General features: G+C 70.2%; 22 protein-coding genes. 8 read left to right on the top strand and 14 right to left on the bottom strand.

Annotation, left to right across the window (positions count from 1 at the left end; all coding sequences use genetic code 11):
- Nucleotides 1–22 precede the first annotated feature (22 nt).
- Nucleotides 23–478 (bottom strand): Lrp/AsnC family transcriptional regulator, encoded by a 456-nt coding sequence (locus ACFZDE_RS10070; protein WP_030840157.1) that lies wholly within the window; start codon nucleotides 476–478, stop codon nucleotides 23–25.
- Between the two features lie 58 nt (nucleotides 479–536).
- A complete protein-coding gene (locus ACFZDE_RS10065; RefSeq protein WP_391199147.1) occupies nucleotides 537–1,223 on the bottom strand; it encodes a UbiX family flavin prenyltransferase in 687 nt (228 codons plus the stop codon).
- A 91-nt stretch (nucleotides 1,224–1,314) separates the two neighbouring features.
- Here ACFZDE_RS10065 and ACFZDE_RS10060 point away from each other — a divergent pair, with 91 nt between their 5' ends.
- Complete coding sequence (locus ACFZDE_RS10060; RefSeq protein WP_391199145.1) at nucleotides 1,315–1,923, top strand: rhomboid family intramembrane serine protease; 609 nt, start codon at nucleotides 1,315–1,317, stop codon at nucleotides 1,921–1,923.
- On the opposite strand, the gene mqnP is transcribed toward ACFZDE_RS10060, so the two are convergent.
- Entirely contained in the window at nucleotides 1,924–2,826 is a 903-nt protein-coding gene (gene mqnP / locus ACFZDE_RS10055; RefSeq protein ID WP_190901796.1) for a menaquinone biosynthesis prenyltransferase MqnP, read from the bottom strand.
- The gene (locus ACFZDE_RS10050; RefSeq protein ID WP_391199143.1) at nucleotides 2,823–4,274 is read right to left on the bottom strand and encodes a menaquinone biosynthesis decarboxylase; all 1,452 of its coding nucleotides are present in this window, start codon (nucleotides 4,272–4,274) and stop codon (nucleotides 2,823–2,825) included. The genes mqnP and ACFZDE_RS10050 overlap by 4 nt, the downstream gene beginning before the upstream one ends.
- 66 nt (nucleotides 4,275–4,340) lie before the next feature.
- On the opposite strand from ACFZDE_RS10050, the gene ACFZDE_RS10045 reads away from it, so the two are divergent.
- The 3 genes from ACFZDE_RS10045 (at nucleotide 4,341) to ACFZDE_RS10035 (ending at nucleotide 5,705) form a co-directional block, all read left to right on the top strand.
- Entirely contained in the window at nucleotides 4,341–4,634 is a 294-nt protein-coding gene (locus ACFZDE_RS10045) for a PLDc N-terminal domain-containing protein (protein WP_390992665.1), read from the top strand.
- Nucleotides 4,635–4,704: 70 nt separating this feature from the next.
- Nucleotides 4,705–5,364 carry a DUF6232 family protein gene (locus ACFZDE_RS10040; RefSeq protein WP_391199141.1) on the top strand — a complete coding sequence of 220 codons (660 nt, stop codon included), beginning with the start codon at nucleotides 4,705–4,707 and terminating at the stop codon, nucleotides 5,362–5,364.
- The gene (locus tag ACFZDE_RS10035) at nucleotides 5,361–5,705 is read left to right on the top strand and encodes a hypothetical protein (protein WP_390992659.1); all 345 of its coding nucleotides are present in this window, start codon (nucleotides 5,361–5,363) and stop codon (nucleotides 5,703–5,705) included. Before ACFZDE_RS10040 ends, ACFZDE_RS10035 begins: the two co-directional genes overlap by 4 nt.
- 18 nt (nucleotides 5,706–5,723) lie before the next feature.
- On the opposite strand, the gene ACFZDE_RS10030 is transcribed toward ACFZDE_RS10035, so the two are convergent.
- Genes ACFZDE_RS10030 through ACFZDE_RS10015 form a run of 4 tightly spaced genes read right to left on the bottom strand, consistent with a single transcriptional unit; the run spans nucleotide 5,724 to nucleotide 8,599 of the window.
- Nucleotides 5,724–6,335: a DUF4276 family protein gene (locus ACFZDE_RS10030; RefSeq protein ID WP_391199138.1), complete on the bottom strand. Its 612-nt coding sequence runs from the start codon at nucleotides 6,333–6,335 to the stop codon at nucleotides 5,724–5,726.
- Nucleotides 6,332–7,546, bottom strand: a complete 1,215-nt coding sequence (locus ACFZDE_RS10025) for an AAA family ATPase (RefSeq protein ID WP_391199137.1) — start codon at nucleotides 7,544–7,546, stop codon at nucleotides 6,332–6,334. The genes ACFZDE_RS10030 and ACFZDE_RS10025 overlap by 4 nt, the downstream gene beginning before the upstream one ends.
- A gap of 47 nt (nucleotides 7,547–7,593) precedes the next feature.
- Nucleotides 7,594–7,704, bottom strand: coding sequence for a DUF397 domain-containing protein (locus ACFZDE_RS10020; protein ID WP_391199885.1), 111 nt, complete (start codon nucleotides 7,702–7,704; stop codon nucleotides 7,594–7,596).
- A complete protein-coding gene (locus ACFZDE_RS10015; RefSeq protein WP_391199134.1) occupies nucleotides 7,652–8,599 on the bottom strand; it encodes a Scr1 family TA system antitoxin-like transcriptional regulator in 948 nt (315 codons plus the stop codon). The genes ACFZDE_RS10020 and ACFZDE_RS10015 overlap by 53 nt, the downstream gene beginning before the upstream one ends.
- 105 nt (nucleotides 8,600–8,704) lie before the next feature.
- On the opposite strand from ACFZDE_RS10015, the gene ACFZDE_RS10010 reads away from it, so the two are divergent.
- Nucleotides 8,705–9,310 (top strand): hypothetical protein, encoded by a 606-nt coding sequence (locus ACFZDE_RS10010; RefSeq protein ID WP_391199131.1) that lies wholly within the window; start codon nucleotides 8,705–8,707, stop codon nucleotides 9,308–9,310.
- A gap of 35 nt (nucleotides 9,311–9,345) precedes the next feature.
- Here the strand turns inward: ACFZDE_RS10010 and uvrA are convergent, their stop codons facing one another.
- Nucleotides 9,346–11,838, bottom strand: a complete 2,493-nt coding sequence (uvrA, locus tag ACFZDE_RS10005; RefSeq protein WP_391199130.1) for an excinuclease ABC subunit UvrA — start codon at nucleotides 11,836–11,838, stop codon at nucleotides 9,346–9,348.
- A gap of 103 nt (nucleotides 11,839–11,941) precedes the next feature.
- Between uvrA and ACFZDE_RS10000 the strand changes: the two genes are divergently transcribed.
- From ACFZDE_RS10000 to ACFZDE_RS09990, 3 genes are all read left to right on the top strand, one after another.
- Nucleotides 11,942–12,694 (top strand): MerR family transcriptional regulator, encoded by a 753-nt coding sequence (locus ACFZDE_RS10000; protein ID WP_391199128.1) that lies wholly within the window; start codon nucleotides 11,942–11,944, stop codon nucleotides 12,692–12,694.
- Nucleotides 12,687–13,151, top strand: coding sequence for a deaminase (locus ACFZDE_RS09995; RefSeq protein WP_391199125.1), 465 nt, complete (start codon nucleotides 12,687–12,689; stop codon nucleotides 13,149–13,151). Before ACFZDE_RS10000 ends, ACFZDE_RS09995 begins: the two co-directional genes overlap by 8 nt.
- Nucleotides 13,152–13,286: 135 nt before the next feature.
- A complete protein-coding gene (locus tag ACFZDE_RS09990; RefSeq protein WP_391199122.1) occupies nucleotides 13,287–14,699 on the top strand; it encodes a condensation domain-containing protein in 1,413 nt (470 codons plus the stop codon).
- Between the two features lie 15 nt (nucleotides 14,700–14,714).
- On the opposite strand, the gene ccsB is transcribed toward ACFZDE_RS09990, so the two are convergent.
- The 5 genes from ccsB to ACFZDE_RS09965 all read right to left on the bottom strand — a co-directional run bounded on the left by ccsB (nucleotide 14,715) and on the right by ACFZDE_RS09965 (nucleotide 20,356).
- Nucleotides 14,715–15,800, bottom strand: coding sequence for a c-type cytochrome biogenesis protein CcsB (ccsB, locus tag ACFZDE_RS09985; protein ID WP_391199120.1), 1,086 nt, complete (start codon nucleotides 15,798–15,800; stop codon nucleotides 14,715–14,717).
- Entirely contained in the window at nucleotides 15,797–17,530 is a 1,734-nt protein-coding gene (locus ACFZDE_RS09980) for a cytochrome c biogenesis protein ResB (RefSeq protein ID WP_391199117.1), read from the bottom strand. Before ACFZDE_RS09980 ends, ccsB begins: the two co-directional genes overlap by 4 nt.
- Before the next feature lie 3 nt (nucleotides 17,531–17,533).
- Complete coding sequence (locus ACFZDE_RS09975) at nucleotides 17,534–18,304, bottom strand: cytochrome c biogenesis protein CcdA (protein ID WP_391199115.1); 771 nt, start codon at nucleotides 18,302–18,304, stop codon at nucleotides 17,534–17,536.
- A gap of 45 nt (nucleotides 18,305–18,349) precedes the next feature.
- Entirely contained in the window at nucleotides 18,350–18,997 is a 648-nt protein-coding gene (locus tag ACFZDE_RS09970; RefSeq protein WP_390992631.1) for a redoxin domain-containing protein, read from the bottom strand.
- Between the two features lie 66 nt (nucleotides 18,998–19,063).
- A complete protein-coding gene (locus ACFZDE_RS09965; RefSeq protein ID WP_391199112.1) occupies nucleotides 19,064–20,356 on the bottom strand; it encodes a polysaccharide deacetylase family protein in 1,293 nt (430 codons plus the stop codon).
- Between the last annotated feature and the right edge of the window lie 141 nt (nucleotides 20,357–20,497).

Raw genomic sequence — 20,497 nt, 5'->3', positions numbered from 1 at the left:
CCCCAACCGTACGACCACGCGCCTACTCCTCTTCGGGCAGCTCCCCGACCCGGTTCTCCCACTTCGTGGAGAGCACGATCGTCGTACGCGTCCGGGAGACCCCCTTCGTGCCGCTGAGGCGCCTGATCATCTTCTCCAGGCCGTCCACGTCGGCCGCGCGCACCTTGAGCATGTACGAGTCCTCGCCGGCGATGAACCAGCAGTCCTCGATCTCCGAGAGGTCCTTCAGCCGCTGCGCCACGTCCTCGTGGTCGGTGGCGTCGGAGAGCGAGATGCCGACCAGGGCGGTGACGCCGAGGCCGAGCGAGGCGGCGTCGACGGTGGCCCGGTAGCCGGTGATGACCCCGGCCGCCTCCAGCCGGTTGATGCGGTCGGTGACACTGGGTCCCGACAGTCCGACGAGGCGTCCCAGCTCCGCGTAGGAGGCCCGGCCGTTCTCCCTGAGGGCCTGGATGAGCTGCCTGTCCACCGCGTCCATTGCGATCGAAGCCTTCCGCTGAAGTTGTGGTTGAAGTCCGATGGGGTTCGTGTGCTGCTCAGCCGTCGCGGTGTGCGCCGCCGCCGAGTTCACCCTGCCAACGGCGGTAGAGCCGGTGCGGCACGCCCGCCGCGTCGAGTACGCGTCCGGCGACGAAGTCCACCAGGTCCTGGATGTGCGTCGCGCCCGCGTAGAAGGCGGGGGAGGCGGGCACGACCGTCGCGCCCGCGTCGTCGAGGGTGACCAGGTGCCGCAGGGTCTGGCCGTTCAGCGGGGTCTCGCGCACGGCCACGATCAGCTTGCGGTCCTCCTTGAGGGTCACGCTCGCCGCCCGTTGCAGCAGGTCCTTCGACAGGCCGAGCGCGACCCCCGCCACGCTCGCCGTCGAGGCGGGCACGATGAGCATGCCCTTGGTGCGGTACGACCCCGAGGAGGGCCCGGCGGCCAGGTCACCGGCGCTCCAGTGCCGCACGGCGTCGATGTCGACCGAGAAGGTGTCCGGCTTGCCGTCGGCGCCCCGGGACAGCCATTCCCGCAGGTCGTCCCGCCAGTGGGCGTCCCGGAAGGAGATCCCGGTCTCGTCCAGCAGCGTGAGCCGGGAGGCCCGGGACACCACGAGATCGACGCTCTCCCCGGCATCGAGGAGCGCCCTCAGCACGGCAGCGGCATACGGGGTGCCGGAGGCCCCGGACACCCCTACGATCCAAGGCGTACGCGGCGTCTCGCCTGGCTTGACTGGGTTCACGACACCGAGCCTATCCGGCGCCGCAGGGTGGGAACCGGTGCAGGGGTGCGGGCCGTTGCACGGAGGGGACGAGCGAGCACTGGGGGTCGCCATGCCGGATCCGCGAGCGGAGTGGTCACAGCGCGATCGCGCGCTGGCCGCGGGCAAGCTGATGCTGGCCTGGGTGGCGCTGCTGTGGCTGCTGGAAGTGGTGGACGTGGCCACCGGCCATGCGCTGGACGGCTTCGGTGTCACCCCGCGCGACCCCTCCGAGCTGGTCGATGTCGTCCCCTCCTCCTTCGTCCACTTCGGCTTCGCCCATCTGGCCGCGAACACCGTGCCGCTGCTGGTCCTCGGCTTCCTCGCCGCGCTCGCGGGGCTGCGCCGGTTCCTGCTGGTCTGCGCGCTGATCATCGTCGTGGACGGCCTGGGCGTCTGGCTCATAGCCCCGGCGCACACCAACACCGCGGGCGCCTCCGGCGTGATCTTCGGTCTGTTCGGCTTCCTCCTGGTCACCGGTTTCGTCGAGCGCCGGCCCCTGGGGGTCCTGGCCGGGGTGCTGATCGCCGCGGTCTGGGGCGGCTCCATCCTCACGGGCCTGGCCCCCACCCAGACGGGCGTCAGCTGGCAGGGCCACCTCATAGGCCTGCTCGCGGGTGTGGCGGCGGCGTTCCTGTTCCGCCGCCGCCCGCAGCCGAACCCCGCGCTCGGCGCGCCGTGATCAGACGGTCAGGCCCCGCACCAGCAGGTCCAGCAGCGCACACACGAACAGCGCGATACCGATGAACCCGTTGACGCTGAAGAACGCGCGGTTGACGCGGGAGAGGTCGTGGGGCCGGACGATCGAGTGCTCGTAGAGGAACGCCCCCGCGACGATCAGCAGGCCCAGCCAGAAGAACGCGCCGGCGCCGGTGGCCAGGGCGTACCAGACGAACAGGGCCGTGGTCAGGGCGTGGCAGACCCGCGCGCCCCAGATCGCCGACGGGATCCCGAAGCGCGCCGGGACGGACATGACGCCGATCTCGCGGTCGGTCTCCACGTCCTGGCAGGCGTAGATCAGGTCGAAGCCGCCGATCCAGATGCCGACGGCGAGTCCGAGGATCACCGCGTCCCAGGACCACTCCCCCGAGATCGCCAGCCAGCCGCCGACCGGGCCCATCGCCTGGGCGAGGCCGAGGATGGCCTGCGGGAAGTTCGTGAACCGCTTGCCGTAGGGGTAGACCACCATCGGGATCACCGCGATGGGGGCCAGGGCCAGGCACAGCGGGTTCAGCAGGGCGGCGGCGGTCAGGAACACGGCCAGGGCGATCAGGGCGCCCGTCCAGGCGTGCTTCACCGACATCGCGCCCGTGACCAGCTCGCGCTGCGCCGTGCGGGGGTTGCGCGCGTCGATCTCGCGGTCGATGATCCGGTTGACCGCCATCGCGAAGGTGCGCAGGCCCACCATGCAGACGGTGACCAGCAGCAGCCGGCCCCAGTGGATGTTCTTGTCCCACTGGAACATCGCGGTGAGCGCGGCGATGTAGGCGAAGGGCAGCGCGAAGACCGAGTGCTCGATCATCACCAGCCGCAGGAACGCCTTGGTGCGTCCCGGCTGGGGGATCGCGGCGGAAGCGGAACTCACAGGCCGTACTCCTTCCAGCGACGGTCCACCTTCGCCGCCGTCTCCGGGTCCGACTCCACCATGTCCGGCCAGCCGCCGTCGCGGGTGTAGCCCTCCTCGGGCCACTTCCTCGTCGCGTCGATACCGGCCTTGCCGCCCCAGAACTGCTGGTAGGAGGCGTGGTCGAGATGGTCGACGGGGCCCTCGACGATGCTCAGGTCGCGGGCGTAGTCCGTGTTGCCCAGCGCCCGCCAGGCGACCTCGTGCAGGTCGTGCACGTCACAGTCGGAGTCGACGACCACGATCAGCTTGGTCAGGGACATCATGTGGGCGCCCCAGATCGCGTGCATGACCTTCTGCGCGTGCTTGGGGTACTTCTTGTCGATCGAGACGATCGCGCAGTTGTGGAAGCCGCCGGCCTCGGGCAGGTGGTAGTCCACGATGTCCGGCACGATGATCTTCAGCAGCGGCAGGAAGAAGCGTTCCGTCGCGCGGCCCAGCGGCCCGTCCTCCGTCGGGGGCCTGCCCACGACGATCGACTGGAGCAGGGGCCGCTTGCGCATCGTGATGCAGTCGATGGTCAGCGCGGGGAAGGGCTCCTGCGGGGTGTAGAAGCCGGTGTGGTCGCCGAAGGGGCCCTCGGGCAGCATCTCGCCCGGCTCCAGCCAGCCCTCGATGACGACCTCGGCCTGCGCGGGCACCTGGAGCGGCACGGTCTTGCAGTCGACCATCTCGATCCGCTTGCCCGCGAGGAACCCGGCGAACAGGTACTCGTCGATGTCCCCGGGCAGCGGGGCGGTCGAGGCGTACGTCACGGCGGGCGGACACCCGAACGCGATCGCGACGGGCAGCCGCTCACCCCTGCGCGCGGCCACCTGATAGTGGTTCCGGCTGTCCTTGTGGATCTGCCAGTGCATGCCGATGGTGCGCTTGTCGTGCCGCTGGAGCCGGTAGAGCCCGAGGTTGCGGACGCCGCTCTCCGGGTCCTTGGTGTGGGTCAGCCCCAGGTTGAAGAACGACCCGCCGTCCTTCGGCCAGGTGAACAGGGCCGGGAGCTGGTCGAGGTCGACGTCGTCCCCGGTCAGGACGACCTCCTGCACGGGGCCGTCCTTCACCCTCTTCGGCGGTACGTGGGTCATCGCACCGAGCTTGCCGAAGGCCTCGCGCACGCCGACGAAGCCGTGCGGCAGCTCGGGCTTCAGCAGCCCGCCGATCCGCTCGGTGATCTCGGCGTACGACTTCAGGCCCAGGGACTTCAGCAGCCGCCGGTCCGTGCCGAACACGTTCATCGCGAGCGGCATGCTCGACCCGCGTACGTTCTCGAAGAGCAGGGCGGGGCCGCCGGACTTCTGCACCCGGTCGACGATCTCACCGACCTCCAGATACGGGTCCACCTCGGCCTTGATGCGCTTGAGGTCGCCCTCGCGCTCCAGCGCCCTGAGCAGGGAGCGAAGATCGTCGTAAGCCATGGGGTCCAGTATCCCCGAGCCGCTACCCTGGCCTGGAACCACCCACCGCTTTCGCTGAGAGGCCGCATGCTCCGGGTACTGATGTTCCTCGTGCCGCTGGCACTCAGCGTGTACGCGTTCATCGACTGCATCAGCACGCAGGACGACCAGATCCGCCACATGCCCAAACCGCTGTGGGCGCTGCTCGTCCTGGTGTTCCCGCTCGTCGGGTCGATCTCCTGGCTGATCGCCGGCAAGAAGCGGGTGCCGGTGGCGGAGCGCCCCCGGCAGTGGGTGGCACCCGACGACAACCCCGACTTCCTGAAGTCCCTCGGCGAGGACAAGGACAAGGACGACGATCCGAGGCGCGACGAGTCCTGAGGGTCCTGCGAAGCTTTCGGGAAACAGGTTGCCCTCGGGTGCACGCATGGTCGTCAATGGTGTTCACAGTGTGACCACCGGCCTTCAGAAGGACGCCATGGAGATCCAGCAGCCACCGGGTCAGTTCGACGTGCCGCCCCCGCCCGCCACTCCACCGCGCGCCATGACCGACGTGGAACTCCGCGTCCACAAGCGCCTGTTATGGGTCGGCGGCGCGGCCTACCCCCTGCGCAACATCGCCCGGGTGTACACCTTCACCCTGCGCCCCAAGCGCAAGGAGGCGGTCTTCCGCTTCCTGACCCGCACCTTGATCATCCTGGCCGTGGGGATCGGCCTGTCGATCATCGGCGGCCTGATCTCCCTGGCGAACAGCTCCAGCGGCCCGTACGAGAGTGAGTCGTCCAGCGGCGGCGGACTGATCGTCTTCGTATGGATCTGCTCCGGCGCGGCGCTGATCTACTTCTTCGTGGAGATGCTCTCCGTCGTCACGGCCCCCTCGCACTACGTCCTCGCCGTCGAGACGGCCGGCCCCTCCACGGCGATGGTGACCAGCCCCGATCCACAGCACCTGGACCGGCTCGTGGGCTATGTCTCGGGAGCGCTGGAGAACCCCGACACCGAGTTCCAGGTGACGGTGGAACGCCTGACGATCAACTCGCCCACGAACTACCACTTCGGTGACAGCGTGAACATGTACGGCGGCAGCGGAAACACGGGGATCGCGGCATGAGCGGAAACAACTACCACTACGGCGACAGCGTCACCATGCACGGCGGCAGCGGCAACACGGGCATCGTGAAGAACGGCTCCCCGGGCGACACGGACCCCGCCCTGCGGCTGGCCCTCGCCCAACTGATCCGCGAGGTCCAGGAGTTGCGCGACCAGCTCCCACAGCCGAGCGCCCAGCTCATCGACGACTCCCTGCCGGTGCTGGCCGCCGACGCCGCACCCCCACAGGAACGCCACCGGGCCCTCCTGGCCGTCGCCGCGATCGCCGCGGCCGTCGGATCGGTAGGACAGCCGGTCGCGGAGGCGGCCAACCGGATCCTGCAGATGGTGAGCGGGCAGTAGGTCATCCGCCCCGGGCGGTCAGCACTCCCGCTTGCCGGTGAGCAGGAAGCGCACGTCACGGCAGAACTTGTCGAACGAGGGCGCCGCCGCGCGCGCCGCGTCGAGGTCGAAGAGCGTGGCGAACGACGGCTGATGAGCGGTCTCCTGGTACGTGGAGCCGCGCGGCATCCGCCGGGAGAGCCACTCCTTGGCACCACGGATCGACTCCGGCTCGGCCGGCGGCGCCAGATCCCCGGGCAGCCCCGCCTTGCCCGCGAGCCCGGCGGCACCGGCCAGGAACCACGCTTCGAACTCCCGGACAGCGGCGACCGCCACGACCGGCACGTGCACGTGGGTGGCCTCCGCGTGGCTGCGCACGCGTTGTGCCACCTGCACGGCGCAGTCGTCGTCGGCGTCGAGCAGAACCACGACGCCCGTCGGTGACGGCATGCGCGTCGTGACGATGGTCAGGGCGCTCTCCAGCACGTCACGCCGGAGCATCCGGTCCCTGGGCACGCGGAAAGGCCGCTGGATCTCGGCGTACGCGCCGGGTACGAGATGAGGCACGAGCCGGTGCAGCAGCCCTTGGAGGGCTCGTTCCTCACCGTGGCCTTCGACGATGGAGGCGATCACCGGGTACGGGGCGCTCACCGCTCGTCCGCCTCCTTTTCCCCGCCCGGCGCGGGGGCCAGTGCCGGGCGCAGTTCTCCGCTGCGCAGGAGTTCGGACAACGTCAGCACGCCGTCCGCCAGGAGTCGGCGTCCCGCCGCGTCGACCGGGCCGATCAGGGTGCCGCTGCCGTCGTCGCGGGCCACCAGCAGATGGGCCGGATCGGCGGCGGCGTTGTCCAGCAGATCCGCGCTCTGCGTCGTCACCATGACCTGGGTGTTGCGTGCGGCGGCGACCAGGGCGTCGTACAGCCCGCCGAGCATCGGCGGATGCAGCGAGATCTCAGGTTCCTCGATGGCGACGAGGGGGATGTCGCCCGTGAGAGCGAGCGGCTGGAACAGGGCGGAAAGGACACCGGCGAGACGCAGGGTCCCTTCGGACAGCGCGCGACGGTCCACCTTGGCGACCTGCCCGTCCGCGCCCAGGAAGCGCCCGACGACGAACGCCAGATCCGCCTCCCGCACCTCCACGCCGTCCAGCCCCATCGCGTTGTCGATCATGGTGGCGACATAACCGTCGAGGGTCTCCTTGACCCAGGGATGCCCGCTGGACAGCGCGTTCAGCACCCGGGCCAGATGCTCCCCGTTCTCGCCGAGGGGACCGCCGCTGCCCGATCGGCGAGGGGTGTCGTCGACCGCGCGCAGCGTGGGCGTGAGGAGCTCGTAGAAGCGCGTGTGGAGCAGGCCCGCGAAGACCTCCCGACCCTCACGGTCGTCCGGGCTCAACCGCGGCAGCAGGATGTCGTCCCTCCACGCGACCGGATGCTCACCCGCCAGTTCCGGGAGGAAGGAGTCCCCTCGCCGAACCCCGTCGACAAGCAGTTCCTCTCTGCGCAACACCGGCGTGAAGTCATCGCCGCCCGGCCGTACGCCGACCTCCAGGCGGTACGTCGCCTCGAACGCCGGAACGCTGAGGCTCAGCTCGATACGGAAGCGGTCGGCCTGCCGACCCGAGACGTCCCGGTGCAGCACCTCCTCAAGACCGCCTCGGGGCTCCAGGGCCCGTCCCGGCGAGGAGCGCAGGGCGTCACGAACGAACCGGATGGCGTCGAGGAAGTTCGACTTGCCCGCCGCGTTCGGCCCGGCCAGGACGGTCAGCGGCCCGAGCGGCACATCGCAGGACGCGATGGAACGGTAGTTCTCCACCCGCACACGGGTCAGGAACACCGGGCTGCGCTCCTGCTCATTGGTCATGCCCGAACCCTATCCAGCGGAAGCGCCCCGACAGCGGAGCGGTGCGCTCACAGGGCGGAGACGAACACCGACCAGGCGTATCGGGTGACGACCAGGACCGGTCCGTCAGGGTTCTTGCTGTCGCGGACGGGGACGGTTTCGGGGTAGCCGGGGGCTATTTCTATGCAGTTGCCAGCGTCGTTGCCGCTGTAGCTGCTCTTGATCCAGGAGATTGCGCCGAGGTCGCGACTGTTCATGGTCCCGCCCATACCCTTCCATCGCCTCCCTGATCAAGGCGGCAGATTGCGGGGCAGACGGAGCGTCAGCCCTGAGCACATCATAGGTCTGGCTATGTTGAGCCCAGGCTCCCGGATCGTTGCTGAAGTAGCCGTGGCTCAGCGACTCCGAGTAGACCCACTGTTCGCCGTTCGGCAACGTGATCAACGACATGGAGCTGCTGGGGCGGATGAGGTCTGACCGGTTAGCCGGGGCCACCTGGATACGGATATTGGGACGTTGCCCGAGGCTCAGCAGGTGCGCGTACTGATCACGCATCACGGCGGAATCGCCCACGGGGCGCAAGCAGCTCTCGTCCAACACGGCCACGTACATCGGCCCACTCCCCGAGAGGAAGCGTTGCTGTCGACTCAGACGTGCCCGGACCCGCTCTTCGAGCAGTTCGCCGCTAGCTCTCTGGGAAAGCAACGCCCGTGCATAGCCCGCGGTCTGCAGCAAGCCCGGCATCACCATTTCCTGGTACTCGTACAACTTGACCGCCTGCGCGTCCATCTGCGCCCTGCGCTGGAACCAATCCGGATGCTCCACCTGCTGGTACCAGTCGATCCGGCCCCACAACCGAAGCAACACCCCACCCGTACCCAATAGTTCGTCACAGGTCTTGGCGAACGTGTCCTGCGGAACCCTCGTACCGCCCTCGACCCGCGCCACGTGCGAGCGGTCGCACGGGATCTGCCTGGCCAGACCCTCCTGCGTGAGCAGCGCGGCCTCACGGAAGTGCCGCAGGACCTCGCCGAAGACCGCCGCCGTACTCGCCCCGCCGTTCCGTCTGCTCACGGCTCCCCCCTCCGTGACAGTGCACCGGTGTCACACGCCAAGCATTGAACCGGACTGTTCCCGTGCGCAACGCTCGATACACCCAGAGTGACGGAGGTACGCGAAATGGAACCGGGAACGCTCGTCTACGACCCGCACACGCGCAAGGTCGGCGAGTACCAGGACAGAACCGGTCCGTACGTGATGCTGCGCCCGGTCGGCGGCGGCAGGGAGTGGCAGGCCGACCCGGCGAAGATCCGGGAGGCCACCCTGGACGAACGGCTCAGCGCGGGCGTACGCGCGCTCAACGACCGTTACCGGGAGCGCCTGTCGGACGATCCGGCCCGGCCACCTTCGCCGGTGCCGGGGTGCGCGACCTGTGAGGAGCTGGCGCTAAGGCGGGACAGGGCGCGGGCCGCGTTCGACGGCAGCGCGGTGACGGACGCCAACGTGCTGCTGCGCCAGCACCAACGTGAGGAACACGGTGGGCAACCGGCCGGGCGCAGGCTCTTCCGGTACGTGCCGTACACGATCGTCCAGGACCCCTCGGCGCAGCCCGAGTACGAGGCGTACTGCGTCTCGGGGGCGGAGCAGGACTGCGGGGCGGGCTCGGGCCCGTGCCAGGCGCCCGGCGAGGTCGAGGAGTGGCAGCGCAGGCACACTCAGGAGACGAGGCACCTGCGCTACCGCCGCAGCTTCGCCGACTACGCGGTGCTGGAGCGTCAGGGCTGACGGAGAAGCGGGCGGCCCCGAGAGCACCTCTCGATTCACCCGGTCAGAAACCCACCCGTCCGGGACGCCCCCGTCCCCGACACCTCCCCCGGGGTGCCCTCCGCCATCACCCGGCCCCCGCCCGCCCCGCCGACCGGCCCGAGGTCGATGAGCCAGTCCGAGGCCCGCATCACGTCCACGTTGTGTTCGATGGTGATGACGGAGTGGCCCGCGTCCACCAGGCGTTGCAGTACCCCGAGGAGTCGTGCCGTGTCCGCCGCGTGCAGGCCGGTCGTCGGCTCGTCGAGGACGTAGAGCGTGCGGCCGGTCGTCCGGCGGCCCAGTTCCTTCGCCAGCTTGAGGCGTTGGGCCTCGCCGCCGGAGAGGGTGGGCGCGGGCTGGCCCAGCGGGAGGTAGCCGAGGCCGACGTCGGCCATGCGGCGCAGCCGGGTGGCGACCGCGGGCACCTCCCGGAACACCTCCAGCGCCTCGTCCACCGTCGCCGCCAGCACCTGCGCGATGTCGTGACCCTCGTATCGGACGCCCAGCACCTCGGGGCGGAACCGCCGGCCCCGGCAGGTCGGGCAGCGCACCTCGACCGCCGGGAGGAAGTGCATGTGCACCGACAGCACCCCGGCGCCCTCGCAGCGCTCGCACCGGCCCCCGGCCGTGTTGAAGCTGAAGTGGCCCGCGGTGAGCGCCCCCTTCGAGCGCGCCGCGAACACCTCCCGGATCGGCGTGAACACCTCCCCGTACGTCGCCGCGTTGGAGCGCGGCATCCGGCTGACCGGCTCCTGGTCGACCGTCACGATCTTGCCCAGGTGCCCCCAGCCGTCGATGCCGTCGTGCTCGGCGGGCAGCTCCCCCGCCCCGTCGAAGTGCCGGCGGGCGGCCCGGCCGAGGATGTCCAGCAGCAGGGTCGACTTGCCCGAGCCGGACGGGCCGGTGACCGTCACCAGCCGCCCCAGCGGGATCCGTACGGTGACGTCCTTGAGGTTGTGGGCCCGGGCTCCCCTGATCAGCAGGGCCGCGTCGGCGTCCCCGCGGCCGCGCGAACGGGGTGCCGGGATCCGGCCCGAGAGGTACGCGCCGGTGACCGAGCCCTCGGTCCGGGCCACCTCCTCGGGTGTGCCCTCGGCGACGATCCGCCCGCCGTCCCGGCCCGCTCCCGGCCCGACGTCCACCACATGGTCGGCGGCCTCCAGCACGTCCAGGTCGTGTTCGATGACCAGCACGGTGTTGCCCAGGTCGCGCAGGCGGCGCAGGACGTCGACCAGGCGGGCGGTGTCCGAGGGGTGCAGGCCGATGGTCGGCTCGTCCAGGACGTAGAGGACGCCGGTGAGACCGGAGCCGAGCAGGGCGGCCAGCCGCAGTCGCTGCGTCTCGCCCGCGGAGAGGCTGGGGGTGGCCTGGCCCAGGGTGAGGTAGCCGACGCCGACGTCCAGCAGGCGGCGGACCCGCTCCTCCAGGTCGGCTACGACCGGCTCCACGAGCAGCCACTCGTCGCCGTCCGACCGCTCGCGCAGGCCGGTCAGCCAGTCGGCGAGGTCGGTCAGGGGGAGCCGGGTGGCCTCGACGACGGTGAGGCCGTGCACGGTCACCGCCCGGGCGGCGGCGCCCAGCCTGGTGCCGTCGCAGTCCGCGCAGGGCTGTTTCACCAGGCCCTGCCGTTCGGCCCGTTCGCGGTACTCGGGGTCGTCGGCGCGGTCGCTGTAGCGGCGCAGCAGGGCCGTCGCGACGCCTTCGAAGCGGCCCGCCGTTACGGTCGCCGGTGGGGCGGTGTCGGGGAAGTGCCGCCGGAACTCGGGGCTTTCCACGCCGTGGAGCAGCAGGTCCCGCTGTCTGGCGTCGAGTTCGCCGAGCGGGGTGTGGGCGTCGAAGGTGAAGCCGTAGTGGCCGGCGGCGGCCCGCAGCACGGGGAGGATCCAGTCGGTGTATTTGGCGTTCCAGCCGTGCACCGCCCCCTGTGCGACCGACTTGGCGTCGTCGGCCAGGCGCCGTACGTCGGGACGGATCACCTCGCCCAGGCCGGTGCAGGCCGGGCAGGCTCCGGCGGGCTTGTTGAAGGAGAAGGAGCCCATGACCAGTTCGGGCACGGGGGCTCCGCAGTGTGGGCAGGGCCGCTGCCCGGGTTCGGCGTCCTCGTCGGCCTCGGCGGTGTCGGCGTGGGAGGGCGGGATGTCCTTGCCGCAGCCGGGGCAGGGGCGGATGCCGATGCGCGACCACAGCAGGCGCAGGTAGGTGAAGACCTCGGTGACCGTGCCGACCGTGGAGCGGGGGCTGCGGTTGGTGAGGTGCTGGTCGACGCTGATGGACGGGGACAGGCCGGTGATGGAGTCGACGGCGGGCTTGCCGACGAGCCCGGTGACCATGCCCAGCGACTCCAGGTACTGCCGCTGGCCCTCCCGGTGGAGGGTGTCGAAGGCGAGGGTGGACTTGCCGGAGCCGGACAGGCCGGTCAGCACGACCAGCTTGTTCTTCGGCAGGGAGAGGGAGACGTTCTTGAGGTTGTGCAGGCGGGCACCGGTGACGCGGATGAAGTCGTCCATTCCTTCAAGTCTTCCATTGAAGTGCTGTGTTGAGACTTGAGCGGGCTTGCAGCGGGGATGGCCCGGATGCTGCTGCGCCCTTCCTGCCGTAACCTTCAAATCGATGACGAACGACCGCCGCCTCCGCCCCGTCGACCTGGCCCGGCTCGCGGGTGTCTCGACGCAGCAGATCCGCAACTACGAGGACGCCGGTGTGCTGCCGCCCGCCGCGCGGACCGAGTCCGGCTACCGCGTCTTCGGGGAGACGCACCGCGGCGCGCTGCTGGCGTACCGGACGCTGATGCGGGGGTACGGGCCGGTGACGGCGGCCGACATCATGCGGGCCCTGCACGCGGGCGACGTCCCGGGCGCGCTCGCGCTGGTCGACGCCGCGCATGCCGCGCTGCACGAGGAGCGGGTGTCGCTGCGGGCGGCGAGCGAGGCCCTTGAACTCCTCGCGGCCGAACCGCCCGCCCCGCTGCCCCGTTCGGGCGGGCTGCGCATCGGCGAGGTGGCGGCGCTGCTGGGCGTACGGACGTCGGCGCTGCGGGTGTGGGAGCAGGCCGGGCTGATCGCTCCGGGCCGGGAGCGCGCGACGGGGTACCGGGTCTACGAGCCTGCCGATGTGCGCGACGCCCGGCTCGTGCACACCCTGCGCCGCAGTCACTATCTGTTCGACCAGATCAGGCCGGTGCTGGAGGGGCTGCGGCGGGAGGGCGGCAGCGCGGCGCTGCGCGCGGCCGTGGCGGCGCGGGGTGAGGCGTTGACGGCCCGCACCCGGGCCATGATCGAGGGCGCGGGAGCCCTGCACGCCTACCTGGAACGGCTCACGGCGGGCGGGCCGGGTTACGGAGCGGCGGAGCCGGGTCATGGATGAGGTCATGGACCAGGCACGGGCACGCACATGGCTCACGACCGCCGTCGAGGAGGCCCGTCGCGGGCTCGCCGAGGGCGGTATCCCGATCGGTGCCGCGCTGTACGGCGCCGACGGCACCCTGCTGGGCCGCGGCCACAACCGCCGTGTCCAGGACGGCGATCCGTCCCTGCACGCGGAGACGGCGGCGTTCCGCGCGGCCGGGCGGCAGCGCGGCTACCGGGGTACGACGATGGTGACGACGCTGTCGCCGTGCTGGTACTGCTCCGGTCTGGTGCGGCAGTTCGGGATCTCCCGGGTGGTGATCGGTGAGGCGGTCACCTTCCACGGCGGCCATGACTGGCTGGCCGAACACGGTGTGGAGATCGTGCTGTTGGACGACGCCGAGTGCGCCGGGCTGATGCGCGACTTCATCGCCGCGCACCCCGCGCTCTGGAACGAGGACATCGGCGTCAACTGAGCACACCGGGCGGGCCCCGTATCGCCGTTCGAGATGCCATCCGTTCCCCTGAAATGTCGCGACACGCGGTGTGGCCGGTGGCGGGCTCGGCATTCCCTTGATCGGGTCTGTCCCAACTGCGAACGGAGACGCCCCGTGCGAATGACCGACATCCAGCGCTGCGAGGTCCGGCCTGGACGACTCGTCGAATGGACGCTCAGTCCGGCGACCGTCGCGACGGCGAAGGCCCTGCCCGAGGACTCCCGGCCACCCGCCTACATCCAGGAGTCCCATCTGCGGACGGCGCGGTCGGTGCGCGAGGACGGGCTGTTCGTGCCGACCTGGATCGGCGCCGCCTTCGACCTGCCGGGCCGGGCCGACCTGGACGCCCTCGGTCAGGCGCTGCGGGCCTGGACGCTGCGGCACGAGACGCTGCGCAGCGGCTTCCGCTGGGCGGGCGGCCCGGGCGACTCGATCCGCCGCTTCACCCTCGACCCGGCGTCGGTCTCCCTGCACCGCGAGGACGCCGGGGAGTTCACCGACCCGGCGGTCCTCGCCCAGCACCTCCAGGACCGTTTCGACACCACCGCCGACGCGCTGCGCTGGCCGAACCTCATCTACACGGCCGTCGTCCGGGACGACTCCACCAGCGTGTACATGGCCTTCGACCACAGCAACGTCGACGCGTTCTCCATCTACCGCATCCCCGCGGAGATCCAGGAGCTGTACACCGCCCAGCTGACCGGCAGCGCCCCGGAGCAGACGCCGGTCTCCAGCTACGTGGACTTCTGCGAGGCCGAGCGGGCGGACGCCGACCGGATCGACGCGGACCACGAGATCGTCGCCCGCTGGCGAGAGTTCATCCGGCGCTGCGACGGGCGGCTGCCGAGCTTCCCCGTCGATCTGGGCCTGGAGCCGGACGGGCCGCTGCCGACCCAGAAGCTGATGCGCGAGATGCTCGTGGACGCCGACGCGGCCGCGGCCTTCGAGGCGTACTGCCGCCCCTTCGGCGGTTCCCTGGTCGGGCTGCTGGCGGCGACGGCCCTGATCGTCCACGAGATCGGCGGCGAGCCCGTCTACCGGACGGTGGTGCCCTTCCACACCCGGGCCAAGTCCGCGTACTCGGACTCGGTGGGCTGGTACGTGGGCGGCGCCCCGATCGAGGTGCCCGTCGCCGACGCGCCCGACTTCCCGGCAGCGCTGCGGACCGTGCGCGCCGCGCTGCACGCCACCCGGCCGCTGGCGCGGATGCCGCTGGCCCGGGTGCTGCGGCTACTCGGCGCGGACTTCCGGCCGACGTCCCCCGACATGTACTCGATCGTGTCGTTCGCCGACGCCCGCTCCATCCCCGAGTCGGAGAGCTGGACCGGGCGCAACGCCTACGGGCTGATCCGGGTGTCCTACGGCGACCAGGTCTGCGCCTGGGTCACCCGGCTCCACGAGGGCCTGTGGTTCGCGGCCCGCTACCCGGACACCGATGTCGCGCACAAGAACCTGCGGCTGTACGCCGACCGGCTGCGCGACATCATCGTGTCGGTCGCGGACCACGCCCCCGCCGCCCGGCGGTGAGTGCCCCGGCGGGGACTACACGTCCGCGTAGGAGTGCTTGCCGGAGACGAAGATGTTCACGCCGTAGTAGTTGAACAGCCAGCAGCCGAAGGCGATGAGGGCCAGGTAGGCGGCCTTGCGGCCCTTCCAGCCGGCCGTCGCGCGGGCGTGCAGGTAACCGGCGTAGGCGACCCAGGTGATGAAGGACCAGGTCTCCTTCGGGTCCCAGCCCCAGTAGCGGCCCCAGGCGTCACCGGCCCAGATGGCGCCCGCGATGATCGTGAACGTCCACAGCGGGAAGACGGCCGCGTTGACGCGGTAGGAGAACTTGTCGAGGGAGGCGGAGGAGGGCAGGCGCTCCAGGACGGAGGTCGCGAAGGTGCCGGGCGTGCCGCCGCTCGCGAGCTTGCTCTCGTAGGAGTCCTTGAAGAGGTACAGGATCGTGGCCATCGCGCCCACGTAGAAGACCGCGCCACAGAAGATCGCCGTCGAGACGTGGATGTACAGCCAGTACGAGTGCAGCGCCGGCACCAGCTGGTCGCTGGCGGTGTAGAGGACCGTGACCGCCAGGCCCAGGTCGAGCAGGACCGAGGTGATCAGGAACAGGCCGAGCCAGCGCACGTTCTTCTTCAGCGCGAGCAGTCCGAGGTACACGCCGACGGCGACCGTGGAGAACGTGATGTTGAACTCGTACATGTTGCCCCACGGGGCGCGCTCCACCGACAGGGCGCGGGTGAGGACTCCGCCGAACTCGATCAGGAAGGCGAGCACCGTGAGGGAGATGGCGATCCGGCCGTACAGGTCGCCCTGCTCGTCCCCGCCGTGCGCCCCGGGGCCGTCCGGCACATCGCGCTGACCGGCCGCGGCCCGCACGGTGACCTTGGGCCGCTCCAGCACGGCGGTGCCGCCGGCCTTGTTCACGGTGACGGCCGGGGCCGCCGCCTTCTTGGCGTCCGTCTTGGCGGTGAGCGCGGCGGCGGTCCGGGCGACCTTGCTGCGGCTGCCGAAGAGCCATTCGGCGATGTACGCGAAGAACGCCAGGGTGTAGACGGCCATCGCGGAGTAGATCAGCACATTGCTGATGCTCGCGAGGTTTTCGTTGGTGGCGGCGGCGAGAGTCACTTCTCAGCCCCTTCGGCAGGTACGGGGGGTTCGGTACCCGGCTCCTGATCGGGGTCGGGGGAATCTGCGGGGTCGTCGGGGACGCCGGGCGCCTGTTCGTAGAGGTCGCCGGCGAGGTGCCCCAGTTCCTCGGGGACCTTGGCGGACTCGCTGCGGCCGAGGCCGGCCATCTCCACGACGGTGACACCGTCGGCGCCCTTGACCGCGCGCACCCAGACGCGGCGGCGCTGGATGAACAGGGAGGCGGCGAGGCCGCCGATCGCGGCGAGGGAACCGGCGAGGGCCCAGCCGCTGCCGGGCTGCTGGACGACCTGGAAGCCGGCCCACTCCTTGATGTCCTTGCCGAAGGTGACCGAACCCGCGCCGTTCGGGAGCTTCATGGTCTCGCCGGGCTTCAGCAGCTTCTTGAACAGCTTGCCCTTGGAGTCCTTGAACTCCTTCATGTTGCTGCGGTCCATCTGGTACACGCTCTGCGGGATGCCGGAGTCGGCCCCGAGGTCGCCGTGGTAGGCGGACAGCGCGAGCATCGGATTGTCCAGCGCGGGGAACTGCGACAGCATCGTGCCGCTGGTGTGGCCGCCGAAGGTCGGCACGAAGAACGCGTTGAAGCCGAGCTGCTCCTTCTCGCCCTTGGCGTTGCGGTAGCCGTCGAGGACCTTGACGACACCGGAGGAGGTGACGTTGCCGTCCAGCGGCAGCAGCGGAACGGCGTCGTCGAAGACGACCTTGCCCTTGGCGTCGCGGACGGTGACGACCGGGGCGTAGCCGTGGCTGACCAGGTAGACCTTGGAGTCCCCGATCTCCAGCGGGTGGTTCACCTCGACGGTGTCGGTCCGGTCCTTGCCGTAGGCGCCCGTGCTGTAGGTGATGTCGGCCTTGTAGACGCGCGGGGTGCCCTTGTTGGGGCCGGTGCGCTCGTAGGTGCCGGTGAACTTCTTCAGGTTGAAGCTGAACGGCACCAGGTCGTCCGACGTGAAGAGGTTGCCGGACTTGAAGTCGTCGTACTGGGTGAGGGTGTTGGAGAAGCCGTCGCCCTCGACGACCAGCTTGTTGCCCTCGGACTTGTACAGCTGGCCCCAGGCGAAGGCGGTCAGCATCACGATTAGGGCGATGTGGAAGACGAGGTTGCCGACCTCGCGCAGATAGCCCTTCTCGGCGGCGACGGCGTCCCCGGTGAGGTGGGCGCGGAAGCGGCGCTTCTTCAGCAGGGCCAGGGCGGCCTGCCGGACCTGCTCGGGTTCGGCCGTGGTGCGCCAGGTGGTGTGGGCGGGCAGCCGGGTCAGCCGCCGGGGCGCGCCGGGCGGCAGGCCGCGCAGCTGGCCGACGAACTGCCAGGTGCGGGGCACGATGCAGCCGATGAGGGAGACGAACAGCAGGATGTAGATCGCGGAGAACCACACCGAGCTGTAGACGTGGAACATGCCGATCTTGTCGTAGACGTCCCCGAGGGTCGGGTGGGCCTTGCGGAAGTCGGCGACCTTGGTCTCGTCCTGGCCGGACTGCGGGATCAGCGAGCCGGGGATCGCGCCGAGGGAGAGCAGCAGGAGCAGCAGCAGGGCGACACGCATGGAGGTCAGCTGCCGCCAGAACCAGCGGGCCCAGCCGATGACGCCCAGGGCGGGCAGGTTGGGCGCGTCCTCCTTGGGGGCGGTGGACAGCTGGGAGCCGGCCTCGCCCAGCTCCTGGTCCTCGGCGGCGGGGGCCGGGCCGGAGGCGGTGGTCTTGCTCATCGATCAGATCCCCACAGTGAAGCCGTCGGACCAGACCTGCATCTCCTGCACGATGCGGTCCCACGCGCCGGTCAGCAGCAGCAGACCGGTCACGATCATCATGGTGCCGCCGATCCGCATCACCCAGACGTAGTGGCGCTTGATCCAGCCGAAGGCTCCGAGGGCCTTGCGGAAGGCGACCGCGGCGAGCACGAAGGGCACACCCAGGCCCAGACAGTACGCGATGGTCAGGACGGCGCCGCGTCCGGCGCTGCCCTGGTCGGAGGAGAGGGCGAGCACGGAGGCGAGGGTGGGTCCGATGCAGGGCGTCCAGCCGATGCCGAACAGCGCGCCGAGCAGGGGCGCGCCCACCAGCCCGGCCACGGGCCGCCGGTGGAAGCGGAACTCCCGCTGGGTGAGCCAGGGCATCAGGCCCATGAAGAAGACGCCCATGAGGATCATGAGGGCGCCGAGCACCTTGGACAGGACGCCCTGCTGTTCCTGGAGCGTCTGTCCGAAGTAGCCGAACAGTGCCCCGGTGGAGACGAACACGGCGGTGAAGCCGAGCACGAACAGGGAGGCGCCCGCGACCATCCGGCCGCGCCGGGCCTCGGCGAGGTCGGTGCCCGCGACGCCCGTCACATAGGACAGGTAACCGGGCACCAGCGGCAGGACGCACGGTGAGAAGAAGGAGACGAGGCCGCCGAGCAGTGCGATCGGCAGGGCCACGAGCAGGGCGCCGTTGAGCACCGTGCCGTTGGGGTCCGCCACCGCGGCGAGGGTGACTGCGCTCACGTCGCTGCTCCACTCACGTCGCTGTTCCGCTCACTGTTGTTCCGCTCACTTCTCGGCGACGACCGGCTTGAGCATCTTCAGCAGCCGTTCCTCGCTGAGCGCGGACAGGGAGCGGGCCGCGATCTTGCCCTCCCGGTCGAGGATGAGCGTGGAGGGGATCGCCTGCGGGTTGAGCGTGCCCTTCTTGAAGCGCAGCAGCAGCTTGCCGGTGGGGTCGTAGAGGCTGGGGTAGGTGATGTCCCAGTCCTTCTCGAAGGCGAGGGCCGCGCCGGTGGAGGTGTCGCGGGTGTTGATGCCGACGAACTGCACGCCCTTGTCCGCGTACGCCTTGGAGACCTTCGCGAAGTACTTGGCCTCGGCGCGGCAGGGGTTGCACCAGGAACCCCACACGTTGAGGACGACGACCTTGCCCTTGTAGTCGGCGACGTCGAGGGTCTTGCCTGCGATGGTCTTGCCGGACAGGTCGGGGGCCGGGGTGCGCTTGCCCTGGGCGGCCGTGGCGACGCCGTCGGTGCCGGTGACGAAGTTGGTGTCGCCGCCCCCGCCCGAGGTGCCGCCGGAGCCGCACGCAGTGACGAGCAGCGCGCTCGCGGCGAGGGAGGCGGTCAGGGCCGCGCTACGGCGGACACGGCGGGCGCGCTCGGTGGCACGGGTCGTGCGGTTCGAACGCTGGGGGGCGCTGTCGGCACTCATGTGAAAAGTTTCGCATGCCCGTTCCGTGGCTCTCGCCCACCCCCCTTGCGGGCGGAAAACCGCATTTCAGGCGGCGTTGCGCGAGGGGTCTTGGCCGGGTGTGGAGGTGCGGCCGGTGAACTCCCGCCAGCCGCCCGCCGGCTGCTGTCCGACGCCGAGCGTGCGGAGCTTTTCGAGCACCTCGGGCTTCTGCGCGTCCAGCCAGTCGGTGAACTGCCGGAAGGAGACGAGACGCACATCCGCGCCCTTGTCCTTCTCGCGCGCGATGTGCTTGAAGGCCTCCTCGACGGCGTCCATGTAGATGCCGCCGTTCCACTGCTCGAAGTGGTTGCCGATGAAGAGAGGTGCCCGGTTTGTCTTGTATGCCCGCTTGAATCCCTGGATGTACGCCTGCGCCGACTGCTTCCGCCAGCCCGGGTAGTTGTGGGCCGGGGCCTTGGTGGAGTTCAGGGACTGGTTGGCGAGCATGTTGTAGTCCATCGACAGGACCTCGAAGCCACGGCCGGGGAAAGGTATCTGCTGGAGGGGCAGGTCCCATATGCCCTGGCGCTTGGTGGGCCAGACCTGGAGGCCGCCGGGCGAGGAGGCGTCGTAGCGCCAGCCGAGCTCACGGGCGGTGGGCAGCAGGTTGTCCTGGCCGAGCAGGCACGGCGTACGGCCGCCGACGAGCTCCTTGTCGTAGTCGAACGGCAGCGACGGCAGGTCGGTCCAGCCGGTGTTGGTGCGCCATTCCTTCACGAAGGACTTGGCCTGGTCGATCTCGCTGCGCCACTGCGCCGGTGTCCAGTTCTTGACCGAGCCGTGGGACTCGCCGCAGAAGTGGCCGTTGAAGTGGGTGCCGATCTCGTGGCCTTCCCGCCACGCCCGGTGGACGTTCTTCAGCGTGTCCTTGATGTGCTCGTCGGTGAGGTAGCCGATGTCGGAGGCGCCGCGGGGGTTGTTGGGCGGGTTGTAGAGGCGCTTCTTCGACTCGGGCAGGAGGTACAGCCCGGACAGGAAGAAGGTCATGCTCGCGCCGTGCTCCTTGGCGAGGTCCAGGAAGCGCGGGAAGAGGCCGTTGCCCACCTCGCCGGCGCCGTCCCAGGAGAACACGACGAACTGCGGCGGGGTCTGCCCCGGCTCCAGCGGCTCGGGCGTGGCGGGCTGGTGGGGCTGCTTGCCGGTGTGGGCGGTGGAGCCGTCGCCGATGGGGCGGGCGGTGGGCTCGGGCTTCGGTTTGGCTCCACCCTGGGCGGAGTCGCCGGAACCGTCGGCGTGGCCGGAGTCGTCCGAGCCCGTGAGGCCGCCGCAGCCGGCGAGTGAGACGGCGGCGGCTCCCGCGCCGAGTCCGAGCATTCCCCTGCGGGAGAGAGCGCGCATGGCATCCCCGATTCGTCACGTCGTGCTGGTCACCCAGTGAGAGGGCGTGACGAAGGGGGAGGTTCCGCTTGTTTGCGCAGATTTCGTAACGAAGTAGTCGTAAGCGATCAGAATGGGTCGAAGGGAAGACGCCTACCCCTT

Source organism: Streptomyces sp. NPDC007929 (assembly GCF_042959065.1).
GTDB lineage: Bacteria > Actinomycetota > Actinomycetes > Streptomycetales > Streptomycetaceae > Streptomyces.
This window is presented reverse-complemented; position numbering and strand designations above follow the sequence as displayed.